This window comes from Legionella bozemanae (assembly GCF_001648595.1).
In the GTDB taxonomy this organism is placed as follows: domain Bacteria; phylum Pseudomonadota; class Gammaproteobacteria; order Legionellales; family Legionellaceae; genus Legionella; species Legionella bozemanae.
Window position 1 is genome coordinate 1 of the sequence record NZ_LBAW01000016.1, and the last position, 12,491, is coordinate 12,491.

Below are 12,491 nucleotides of genomic sequence, written 5' to 3' on the forward strand. Positions count from 1 at the left end.
ATACATTGTCGAAGAAAAGGGCCTTGGTTAAATGAGGGGGTCACAATAGAAATTTTTGGCAAATTATTTTCTTGCTTCATTTTTAATTCCCTTAAAAAACTGTACTTTAGTAAAAAGGTTATTACATGTATTGATAACCTTAAGAGCAATTTTTATTAGCGGTAAGGACAGCAAACTCTGTGCTTCAGTAAGCTGGGCTGTCAATGATTGAATTTGGGCTTCAGCATTTATTTTATACTCTTCAAGAACCTTTACTTCTTGACGGGCATCAGTAAGCCATGTAGTCAATAATTGAACTTGGGCATCTGCATTGGTTTTATACTCTTCAAGGACTTCAACTTTTTGGCGAGCATCAGTGAGCCATGTGGTTAATGAGTGGACTTGAGCATCTGCATTTATTTTATACTTTTGAAGAACCTCTACTTCTTGACGAGCATCAGCAAGCCATGTAGTCAATAATTGAACTTGGGCATCTGCATTGGTTTTATATGCCTCTACCTCTTGACGAGCATCAGTAAGCCATGTGGTCAATGAGTGAATTTGTTTCTCGGCATTTGATTTATATTCTTTTAATTCAATTGTTTCTATAATTTCAGCTTTTAATTGGTTTTTTTCATTCACCATATTGCGGCAAAAGGATTGTGTTTCACTCATTAAAAACCCATCGAAGTAATTGGGTGGGGTTTTGAAATGATGTGACAAATCATCGTGTTCTTTAGCAATATAAAAACGATTCAACCCATCAAAATATACATAGTCATACTCAGCATTAAGTAAAAGAGTTTCCCATTCTATAAAATCTTCTATTTGGGTATTAGGAAGTGTTGATTCCACTAAAACTATCCATGGACGGATCTTTGCAAAGTCCAATCCTTCCAATACCTTTTTTTCGGCTCCTTCAACATCAATTTTAAGAAAATGAATTTGTTTTATTTGATGTTCACAAATAATTTCAGTAAGCGTCATGACAGGAACTTTTCTTTCTATCTTTGTGTATCCCTGTTCAATTTCATGTTTCTCAGCGATTGCTTTGTTGGTGGTAGAAAGACCAGTATTAGGCAATTCATAAAAAAATATCTCACCTTGTCTTTCCCCTGCAGCAACCTGAAGATTAATATCTCGATGTCTTTCCTTTTTTAGCTTTTGAAACCATTCGGAAACAGGCTCTATATTAATTCCTGCCCACCCCTTTTCATAAAACGCTCTTGTAACAGAATCATGCGTAGGATCATTAGCCCCAACATCTACGTAAAATCCATTTTTAATATGCTTTAGGGCTCGCCATAGCATCACATCTTCAAAATTCTGAGCATAGGATACAAAATTCATTGGTGGATCCTCATATTAATAGTTCCTATGTTATTAAATAGCGGTTGTCTCAGTGCGTTGGGGTAAGAATAATTCTGCATCGCATTTCGAAAAAGTAAACATAAATTCTCCGGGTAAATCAGCAATTCCATGGTGAGTTAATTGGGAACCAACACGATCGCCAGTACGCATCTTTATACTCAAAATGCCAACATCAGGTAAATGACAGATTCTCATAATTTTGCTGAATAACTCATCGTGGTTTAAAAAAGACTTATCCTTATAGCTTTTAGGATTGACGCTGGCCAATCCTAACTCAAAGCTATACTCACCGGGTTGTAATTTTAAGGTAATCTTTTGCTGGCAACGAATCAGCGTTCCAGCTTTGAATTGTTCCAAAGAAACATCAACATCGTGCTCTAAAGAACCTTTACCATGAACAATGATGCCTTTATCATTTCGAATGACAATACCCCCCAGAGGAATAGCTATAGCCTGTAATAAAAGAAATTCGTAATAAAAAACTGCTATGTCGCCTTGAGAAAATCGGGTACACGGATTACCTGAATTGTCGCATAGAACATATCGTGTGCATTTGGCCATATGATTGGTAACTTGGCTTAGTTGCGAAGCATCTATAAATATAGAATTGTCATCCCAAATATCGGTTTTATTCGTATTAACCTTTTGTATGTGCTGTTCTGAAACTAATTGATTTACTGTAGGTTGTTGCGCTTCTTGCCGCGTAGGCTGATGCAATAAATAATAGTGTTTTGTAGCCTCGACAGCATTCCCAAGAAAAAATGACTTACCATTTTCCAATAAAATAGCACGTTCACAATGCTGCTCTATTTCATTCATAGAATGAGATACTAATAAAATGACGGTACCCGATTCTTTTAGCTTTTCTAAATGGGCATAACATTTCTGACGGAAAAATATGTCGCCAACAGCGAGTGCTTCATCAATGATAACGATATCTGCATTAACATGTGCTTGAACTGCGAAAGCAAGCCGCACAAACATTCCGCTCGAATATGTTTTTACAGGTTGATTAATGAAGTCACCAATATCAGCAAACTCGACAATCTGCTCATACCGTTGCTGAATTTCTGTTTGATTGAGCCCTAATATATACCCATTGAGGAAAATATTCTCTTTTCCTGTGAATTCTGGATTAAAGCCGCTGCCTAACTCCAAGAGCGCCGCGAGCCGACCCTTAGCGATAACGTTTCCACTTGTAGGAGTTAGAATTCCCGCAATAATTTGCAATAACGTGCTTTTGCCGCTTCCATTACGGCCAATAATTCCGAGGGTTTCCCCTTTCCGCACTTGAACTGATACATTTTGCAATGCCCAGAACTCTTGGTAGTAAGTTGGTTTTTTATTTTTAACAATACCTAAAGATGCACCTGTTTGACACAGTCCAGACATTAGAGCCTGCTTCAATCTATCTTGAGGTTTTGAGTAAGATTCATAGCGTTTGCTAACGTTAACAACATCAATAACAATTTCAGAAGTCACGGGTATATGCTCAATGTATTATGATTTCTTATTATTTGAGGATCGTGACAATTACCTTTAATGGTTACAAAGTAATAAATCATTTAAGTACATCCGCAAATCCTTTTCCCACTTTTAAAACCCAACATACGCCAGATTTCAACCACTTTTTAAGATAATATAAAGTTCATTAAGAATCAATAAAATCAAAAGGTAATCACAATAAGACTCATAGAAAGATTGACTTCTTAATTTCAATAAGAGACTCTATTGCGGCTTTACAAAATAACTGTGCAAAAGATAAGACAAAAGTTTTTAATGGGATGCTGAAATAGTTTAAGTGGATGAGGTCTTTATGCGACGTGCTTTGATCACAGGGATTAATGGTCAAGATGGTTTTTTTCTCAAAGAGTTGTTGTTAAAAAAAGGGTATCAAGTATTTGGCTTTGCTCGTAAAACATCTCAAGCCAGTTCTTCAGAGAGACCAGAGCCATTAAATAACGTACAGATGCTCTATGGAGATATTGCCAATGAAGCGGATATTTCTGCCGCAGTTGAGGCTTCAAGACCCGATGAGATCTACCATCTCGCCTCACAATCACGCCCTGGCCAATCTTGGACACAAGTACATCAGACTTTGAATGCGAATGGCATGGGCACGATTCATCTCTTAGAAGCTTTGCGTCGATTTTGCTCTGAAGCACGATGCTACCACGCGTCATCTTCAGACATGTTTGGACACACTAAAATATCCCCTCAAAATGAGGAAACACCTTTTAATCCAAGCAATCCTTATGCTGCTTCCAAAGTATTTAGCCATCAGATGATGCGTATCTATCGCGAAAGCTATGGATTATTTATTGTTAATGGTATTTTGTTCAATCATGAAAGCGAGCGTCGCCCACTTCATTTTCTGACGCAAAAGATAGCATATGGTGCTGCCTGCGCTAAGCTCGGGATTAATAATTCACCTGATGTGAACGAAAGAGGTTGTGCACTAGTATCACAAGGTAAATTAGCACTAGGTAATTTAAGCATTGCACGTGATTGGGGTTATGCACCAGATTTTGTGCACGCAATGTGGCTCATGCTGCAGCAAGATAAACCCGAGGATTTTGTGATTGGCACAGGAACGTTACACACATTAGCTGAAGTTTGTGCAATCGCATATCAACACGTGAACAAAGAGTGGCAAGCTCATGTAATCAGCGATCCTGCCCTGATTCGGCCTTTAGAAACATCGCAGACCGTTGCGGATGCCTCCAAAGCACGGCGAGTTTTAAATTGGCAGCCAACGGTAAATGTTCGAGATATGATTCAAAAAATGGTAGATGTACAAGTCGCGAGATTATTGAGAATTATCTCTCAATAGAAATGACAAGGAAAAGATATTGTTTTTATCCTCAAAAATTAAATAATCGTATTACCACTCCTTGGAGTAATTTTTAAATTAAAGATTGCATAAGCAGCAACTCTGGAGTCAGCTTCACCTAAACGCGTTGCTTTCCCATTTGTCGTAATGATAATTTTAGTTAACAATGCAGGAGGGATATCAAGTATTTGATCATAGACCGCCCTCTTTCCGTTTGCAGGATGTTCAATAATAATTTTATGTTTGATACTCTTTCCTTTCAAATAAACGATTAACTGTTGCGCACCATGAAGATCGTACTCAAAATATAATCTTGTATTTTTCATTTCTAAAAATACATCCGGAGGTTTTAGTTGGAAGATAATTTTATCTTTGACCCAATACCACCAATTTCCCCCGCTCTTTTCTTGAGGATATGCATTATTAACCTTAGTAATTTTTATCTCGGTTATAGGAGGTATGGAATGGGGCTGAATCTCGGTATTTAATCGCTCCAACAAAGCATCTACAAACCCATACCCGAAATGATTAATATTGTAATCCACCATTTGTAATACAATTAAATCACTCTTCATCACATCGCCTAAAATATCCCCTTGGATCTGTTTTGCGGTCAATGAAGGAAAATCATTAAAAGAGAAAATGCGCCCCGGTTTATGCACTGTCCGGGTTTGGAAGTAGCGTGAAGAAACTAAATCATTATAAGCTTTTGAACGATCCAGTGCATATATGATTTGATCCATAAAACTATCGCCTACGAGAAGGATTTTAGGTTGGTAATTCGCAGAAAATCTCGCTGATGGTTGAGGGTATGGACTGAGTTTTGCTAAATTAACACTGGAAAATGCATTCAACAGCCATATACCATCCAAATCAACCAGTTCTGGTTTTTTGTAAATTGGTTTGCCGCACTCAAGCTTAGGAATATCGGTTAATGTCTTCTTGGCATTATAAAATAACTGCTGAGCAACCATGCATCCGGCATAATAGTTCCAATGAAATCCTGTATTAGCATGGGTTTCAATAGCCTTCTCCCGATAAAATTTGCGCAAAAATGGTCCAGAATCAACAACATTCACTCCTTGTTTTTTCAACGCATGACCAAGACTAGCTATTTTTCGAAATAGATTTTTATCTGTAGAAACCAATAATTTTTTGCCTAGGCCTTGGGGATGAACATAAGCTTTGGAGCTACTGATAACAACGACAAAATGCTTATTATTGGCTTCTAGCAATTGTTGAAGTTCCTGAATTTTTTTAGCAAATTCATTATAAGACTTTTTTAAATTCTTACGATGAGTGTATTCATAATTTAATTGCTCAATCGACATTTTGCTGTATAACCCATGTTCTTTGGTCGAATAAAGATTTAGGCGTGGCATTTCTGAAAAAAGACGAAAAGATAATTCATTAAAACCGCGAATGAGAATTGTTCTTAATCCTAATTTTTCATTAAACAGGTTCTCCCAATATTTTTGCCATTTTCTATCAAACCAATTCATTGCTAAGCCATGAGGTTTATCCAAATTTTTTTCCACATAACCATACAAGGGTTTTTCATATACAATATGAAAAACTGATTGAAGAAGAGGGAGACATAACAATAAGACGATGATAATTGAAAATATCCGGGTAAATACCTTTTCTTTGTTGTTCATGATCTAAAACCTAAAATAAAGAAAAGGAGTGTAATCTGAACTAAACATCCCCATAGTTGCCAATACGAACAAAACCACAGTTGCAGCAAATAGAAATGATTGCTGCCTAATACCTTGTATTACCATAGTCTCACTCCAAGCACTATGCCACCATGTGGGTAAGCGTAATGTAGTTCCAGGAACTTTAAAAAATACGATAATTGAACCAAGAAATAATAAAAACAAATCACGATTGCCAATCAATAGACCCCAAGGGGGAGGATTAAATTTCAACGTAGTAATACCCAACATCACTTTTATAAAACCAAGAGCATAGGTAAATGTAGGTGATCTAAAAAGTACCCAACCAAATAAAATAATGACCATGGTCATAGCAAAACGCAGCAAATCAGGAAAATAATCCTTTAGATTGGGATAGAGCTCTGAACAATATTTTTCCAAGCAAAGGAAAAAACCATAATAAGCCCCCCATGCGATGAAAGTCCAATTCGCTCCGTGCCAAAAACCAGAAATCAGAAAAACAATCCATAAATTAATAAACGCTCTGAATTTAGAAGTTCGATTGCCCCCAAGAGGAATATACAAATACAAACGCATCCAGCTGGATAAACTAATATGCCATCGTCGCCAAAATTCACTGATACTTTTAGATAAATAAGGTTGATTAAAATTTTCGGGAAAACGAAAACCCATCATGGCACCTAAACCAATAGCCATATCAGAGTATCCAGAAAAATCAAAATAAATTTGCAGCATATAAGAAAATGCCCCTGCCCATGCCGCCCCCAAAGACAACTCATGTATAGGGAGAGAAAAAACACGGTCAGCAACGAAACCTAATTGATCAGCAATTAATATTTTTTTAGAAAATCCAACACAAAAACGAAAAAAACCTACTAAAAACAATGAACTATGATAGGTTCTTTTTTGAATCTGGTTCCCAATATCATGATATCTAATAATGGGTCCTGCAATTAGTTGAGGAAATAAAAAAATATACAGTGCGCAATCGTAAAAACTTCTCGGAGGCGTAGCCCTTCCCTTAAAACTATCTACCAAATAACTGATTTTATGGAATGTGATAAAAGAAATTCCTAATAATAAAGGCTCAGTGCCTTGAGGCAGCTCTCCCTGATATAATTTCAATGGATACAAAATATCCGTGAGAATAAACGTAGTATATTTGAATGCAATCAATATGATTACATTAAGAAAGATACCCAAACATAAAAGCGTTTTTTTTCTCGCAAGGGATAGAGCCGATGTTTCTGATATCGCTTTTGATAAAAGATAATCAAAATAAACAAAAGCCAACAAAAGAAACACATATACAGGTTCCCCCCAGGAAAAAAAAACAATGCTACCCATCAGGGCAAATAAATTGCGCCATTCCCCATAAGCTGGACATAGATAATATAGAGAGATAAAAATAGGTAAAAAGAAAAATAAAAATATTGGGGTGGTAAACAACATAAATAACATCCCTTTAATAGTCTTAAGTAAATTGATGCAAAATAAGTTTTCTACCTGTAAACCCAGTATGTCCTGTAACTAATATTTTTTTCCAGCAAGCGCTTGTTCAAAAGGCAACAAGTACATGGGCATCACTCCTTATTCCCATCTAATCAACACAAGTTTCCCTCAATGCAATGTTTCTTTCTTATGTAATATGTTGATTCGGCTATTTATCCTTAACTCGACATCCTTTCTTCGTTCAATCTAAAGCAAAGCAGTTAACGCTTCGGCTAATTACTGATTCCACCTATAGTTTTTTAACTCTCATTTGGCAACAAACTTACCTCTTCAATGCATTGTGTCGCGCAATACATGAGAAATGCTTGGTTAAAGAAAGACAAATAGTAAAAAAGCTTTCTAGCTTTTTGTCTTGGAGGACATAGTTTCCCTTATTTAGACTCGAGTTGTACAACGAGTTAAGTTTCTTTAAGTCCCTTTAACTTATGGTTGCAAATTCTAATGTACTTGATTCTTTTATGCAATTTAAAATTTTTAAAGAAGAAACGTCCCTTGATCCATCGACAATTTAGTAAAATTAAATTACATTAACGAGCAAGCTAAATTTACCATTTAGTAAGAACAAAGGCATGTCATCAAAAATACAGGGGAAGTTTATGCAGTTAATACCTATAATTCTTTGTGGTGGTGCAGGTTCGCGCCTTTGGCCGGTTTCTCGAGAGTTACATCCCAAACCTTTTATCCGAATACATGATGGGCAGAGCTTATTACAAAAAGCTTTTTTACGTGCATCTCTATTGCCCGAAGTCAAAGAGATAATGACAGTAACTCATCGCGAGTTATTTTTTAAGATAGAAGACGAATATCGGGCGATTAATAAAAATGCTGTTTCAACTTCTTTTATTCTAGAACCTTTTGGTCGGAACACAGCAGCCGCGATTGCTATTGCAGCTTTGCAAATTAACAAAATATATGGTGAAAATATTTTGATGCTGGTCTTGGCGGCAGATCATTTAATTCATGATCAAGATGCTTTTCAAAAGGCAGTAGCACAAGCCAGTGAATTGGCAATGCAAGGTCAATTAGTCACTTTCGGTATTCAACCCGATGCACCAAGCACTGCTTATGGTTATATCGAAGCAGAAGGCTCTCAAGTACTTCGTTTCATTGAAAAACCTTCATTCGAGAAAGCGCAAACTTATTTGGCAACGAATCGATTTCTATGGAACTCCGGCATGTTTCTTTTTACTGTAGAGAGCGTGTTACATTTAATGGAAAAATATTGCCCCGCTATTTTATCTGCAGCCAAACATTGTATTGAGCAATCCAGCCATGCGGAAGGAAAAGGATTTAGTCAACTTGAACTGGATGCAACGAGTTTTAATTTAGTACCTGATATTTCAATTGACTATGCTTTGATGGAAAAATCGTCAGAAATTGCCGTAGTTCCATGTGATATCAACTGGACAGATGTAGGATCATGGGCCACATTAGGTGATCTGGTTGAAGCAGATAATCAAGGCAACCGAATCGAAGGCGAGGCTTTTTTGCATGATGTTGCTAATTGTTATATTCAAAGTGATGAGCGTCTTGTGGGTGCAGTCGGGGTTGAGAATCTCATTATCATTGATACTCCTGATGCATTGTTGGTGGCGGATAAATCCCGCGCACAAGATGTCAAACACATTTATACACAACTCAAAATGCAAGGGCATGAAGCACATAAGCTACATCGTACTGTTCATCGCCCATGGGGTACTTATACGGTGTTGGAAGAAAGCCATCGCTTCAAAATTAAACGTATTGAAGTAAAACCAGGAGCCAGCCTAAGTCTGCAAATGCATCATCACCGCAGCGAACATTGGGTAGTGGTAAGCGGTATGGCCAAGGTAGTAAATGGTGAGCAGACTTTTTTTGTCAATACCAACGAATCTACCTACATTCCGGCAGGTCATCAACATCGCTTGGAGAATCCAGGTGTGATTGATTTGGTAATGATTGAAATACAAAGCGGTGAATATCTGGGTGAAGATGATATTGTTCGTTTTCAAGATAATTATGGACGTGCTTAAAATTAATAAAGGCAATGGGATATAACGTTACTTTAAGGAAAAGTATTTCATAAGGGAAAAAATGAAAAAAGCATTAATTACTGGAATTACAGGGCAAGATGGAACCTACTTGGCAGAGCTTTTACTCCGTAAAGGCTACGAAGTTCATGGAATTAAACGTCGTTCTTCTTTATTTAATACCGATAGAATTGATCATCTCTATCAAGATGTTCATCTAGAAGATCGAAGATTTATTTTGCATCATGGCGATCTCACCGATTCTACGAATTTGATTCGCATTATTCAGGAGAGTCAGCCAGATGAAATTTATAATCTTGCTGCCATGAGTCATGTAGCCGTCAGTTTTGAAACACCAGAATATACAGCTAATGCGGATGGTATTGGCACATTAAGAATCCTGGAGGCCATTCGTTTGCTTAAACTGAATGACAAAACTCGTTTCTATCAAGCATCTACATCAGAACTTTATGGTTTAGTGCAAGAAGTGCCGCAAAAAGAAAGCACACCATTTTATCCGCGCAGTCCTTATGCTGTTGCCAAGCTTTATGCTTATTGGATCACTGTTAATTACCGGGAAGCCTATGGTATCTATGCATGTAATGGAATTTTATTTAATCATGAAAGTCCAATTCGCGGTGAAACTTTTGTAACTCGTAAAATTACACGAGCTCTGGCAAGAATTAAGCTGGGTTTACAAAAATGCCTCTATTTAGGAAACTTGGATGCAATGCGGGACTGGGGACATGCACGCGATTATGTAGAAATGCAATGGCTCATGTTACAGCAGGAACAACCAGAGGATTTCGTAATTGCTACGGGCCAACAATTTAGTGTTAGAGAGTTTGTAGAAGCAGCTGCACAAGTTGTCAATATTAATATCACTTGGCATGGTGAAGGTGATAAAGAGATTGGTTGTGATCAAAATGGTAATAAGATTGTATGCGTGGATCCACGTTATTTCCGTCCTTCTGAAGTAGATAATTTGTTAGGGGATGCTACTAAAGCAAGAGAAAAATTGGGTTGGATCCCCAAAACCAGCTTCCAATCATTAGTCTCTGAAATGATGCTTGAAGATCTCAAAATAGCGCAACGAGATGAGTTAGTAAAACAACATGGATTTGCAGCTTATGACTATCACGAATAAAGATACGACGATAAATACTTCATCAAAAATTTATGTAGCTGGTCACCACGGTATGGTGGGATCAGCTATTGTTCGACAATTGCACGCAAAAGGATATAAGCATTTACTGCTTCGTAGCCGTGCTGAATTGGATCTTACGAATCAAGCAGATGTCATGGCATTCTTTAATCAAGAAAAGCCAGATTATGTTTTTTTAGCAGCTGCGAAAGTCGGTGGAATTCATGCCAATAATTATTATCGTGCTGAATTTATTTATCAAAATTTAATGATACAAACCAATGTAATTCATGCTGCTTGGCAAGCTGGCGTTAAGCGATTATTGTTTTTGGGTTCTAGTTGTATTTATCCACGAGACTGTCCTCAGCCGATTTGCGAAGACTATTTATTAACAGATTCTTTAGAACAAACAAATGAACCTTATGCCATAGCTAAAATTGCCGGGATAAAGCTCTGTGAAAGTTATAACCGCCAGTATGGGACACAATATGTATGTACCATGCCAACGAACCTCTATGGCCCCAATGATAATTACGATTTGCATAATAGTCACGTGTTACCCGCATTAATCCGCAAAACACATGAAGCAAAATTGCGGAAGGATAAACACCTTTTAATTTGGGGTACAGGTAGGCCTAAACGAGAATTCCTTTATGTAGATGATATGGCAGATGCTTGTGTTTTTCTTATGGAACATCCTGCTGCGCAAGGCATCTTTAATATTGGTAGTGGAATGGATGTGAGTATACACATGTTGGCTGAACTCATCATGGATGTGATTGGTTTTACTGGAACTATCGCATTTGATCCAGAGAAACCTGATGGCACGCCACGGAAACTATTAAATATCGAACGTATGAAAGAACTTGGCTGGGTGGCTCAGACTCCTTTACGAGAAGGGATTGTAAAAACTTACCATGATTTTTTGCGCAATGAAAAGTATCAAACATGTCACAACAAAATTCCCGCGTAAATTTTTCGATAGTAGGCTCTGTTTACATTTCGCTAGTTTGACCAAGATAATAGAAATGTAACAGAGCCTAAAATAATTATTTGAAAATTAGCCTCCCTTAAAAAGGAGCGCTGCTATAAGCCTACAATACATCCGCAAAACCATCCTTTGTTTTCTGAAATCCAAGAAATCCTATATAGGCAACACACATACTAATTACAAAAAAGGCACCCAGAGTAGTCCATTGGGGAAATTTTCCAAAAATAACAAGACTTCGAGCTTGTTCAATTATAAAAGTTAATGGGTTGAGGAGTAAAATCTTTTGAAACATCTCAGGTAACATACTAATTGAATAGAAAACAGGCGAAAGATACATCACAATTTGTAAAAGAAAAGCCATCAGATGAGCAATATCTCTTATATAAACCCCTGCCGAACAAAGAAACCAACTCAGGCCTAAAGTAAACAAAATTAAAGGGACAAATAAAAAAGGAAGTAACAAAATCGTTATATTAATCTTTCCTAGTAAAAAGAAAGAAAATGCTACTAATATTAACGTATTAATCATTGCATGAAAAAGAGTTGTTCCGACTATCACCCATGGAAAAACTTCAATAGGAAAAACCACTTTTTTTACAAAATTTGCATTATTTACAATCATAATAGGCGAACGATTCATACATTCAGAAAAAAAATTCAAAATGATTAAACCTACATAGATTAGTAATGAATACATCAGATTATTAGTGACACCTGGCCATTGAATACGCATAAAAACACTAAACACAAGCGTATAAAGACCTAGCATCAGTAAAGGGGCGAGTATTAGCCACAATACTCCGGCAAAAGAACCACGATATCTCATTAAGATATCTCGCTTAATGAGTTGAAAAATAAGATCATGGTGACGCCACAACATTAAAAACATCTGTGCAGGGTGATTTTTTGATAAAGACCGACCCATTTCATTCCCTAACAAGTACACATCCAGATTGGAACTATACAACAACAT

Annotated in this window: 9 protein-coding genes; 4 read left to right on the top strand and 5 right to left on the bottom strand. The window is 36.9% G+C overall.

What is annotated here, in order from left to right; all coding sequences use genetic code 11:
* Positions 1-63: 63 nt before the first annotated feature.
* Positions 64-1,329, bottom strand: a complete 1,266-nt coding sequence (locus tag A8O27_RS12145) for an FkbM family methyltransferase (RefSeq protein WP_058459146.1) — start codon at positions 1,327-1,329, stop codon at positions 64-66.
* A gap of 33 nt (positions 1,330-1,362) precedes the next feature.
* Positions 1,363-2,832, bottom strand: a complete 1,470-nt coding sequence (locus A8O27_RS12150) for an ABC transporter ATP-binding protein (RefSeq protein WP_064115094.1) — start codon at positions 2,830-2,832, stop codon at positions 1,363-1,365.
* Between the two features lie 334 nt (positions 2,833-3,166).
* Between A8O27_RS12150 and A8O27_RS12155 the strand changes: the two genes are divergently transcribed.
* Complete coding sequence (locus A8O27_RS12155) at positions 3,167-4,183, top strand: GDP-mannose 4,6-dehydratase (protein WP_058459145.1); 1,017 nt, start codon at positions 3,167-3,169, stop codon at positions 4,181-4,183.
* Between the two features lie 38 nt (positions 4,184-4,221).
* Here the strand turns inward: A8O27_RS12155 and A8O27_RS12160 are convergent, their stop codons facing one another.
* The gene (locus A8O27_RS12160) at positions 4,222-5,841 is read right to left on the bottom strand and encodes an alginate O-acetyltransferase AlgX-related protein (protein ID WP_058459144.1); all 1,620 of its coding nucleotides are present in this window, start codon (positions 5,839-5,841) and stop codon (positions 4,222-4,224) included.
* Positions 5,842-5,844: 3 nt separating this feature from the next.
* On the bottom strand, positions 5,845-7,314 hold the full coding sequence (locus A8O27_RS12165; protein WP_058459143.1) for an MBOAT family O-acyltransferase: 1,470 nt from the start codon (positions 7,312-7,314) through the stop codon (positions 5,845-5,847).
* A 656-nt stretch (positions 7,315-7,970) separates the two neighbouring features.
* Between A8O27_RS12165 and A8O27_RS12170 the strand changes: the two genes are divergently transcribed.
* The 3 genes from A8O27_RS12170 to A8O27_RS12180 all read left to right on the top strand — a co-directional run bounded on the left by A8O27_RS12170 (position 7,971) and on the right by A8O27_RS12180 (position 11,500).
* The gene (locus A8O27_RS12170; RefSeq protein ID WP_058459142.1) at positions 7,971-9,386 is read left to right on the top strand and encodes a mannose-1-phosphate guanylyltransferase/mannose-6-phosphate isomerase; all 1,416 of its coding nucleotides are present in this window, start codon (positions 7,971-7,973) and stop codon (positions 9,384-9,386) included.
* 61 nt (positions 9,387-9,447) lie between these two features.
* Positions 9,448-10,530 carry a GDP-mannose 4,6-dehydratase gene (gmd, locus tag A8O27_RS12175; RefSeq protein WP_058459141.1) on the top strand — a complete coding sequence of 361 codons (1,083 nt, stop codon included), beginning with the start codon at positions 9,448-9,450 and terminating at the stop codon, positions 10,528-10,530.
* Positions 10,514-11,500, top strand: coding sequence for a GDP-L-fucose synthase family protein (locus A8O27_RS12180; protein WP_165483271.1), 987 nt, complete (start codon positions 10,514-10,516; stop codon positions 11,498-11,500). The genes gmd and A8O27_RS12180 overlap by 17 nt, the downstream gene beginning before the upstream one ends.
* A gap of 121 nt (positions 11,501-11,621) precedes the next feature.
* Here A8O27_RS12180 and A8O27_RS12185 read toward each other — a convergent pair whose 3' ends face one another.
* Positions 11,622-12,443: an ABC transporter permease gene (locus tag A8O27_RS12185; RefSeq protein WP_064115095.1), complete on the bottom strand. Its 822-nt coding sequence runs from the start codon at positions 12,441-12,443 to the stop codon at positions 11,622-11,624.
* Between the last annotated feature and the right edge of the window lie 48 nt (positions 12,444-12,491).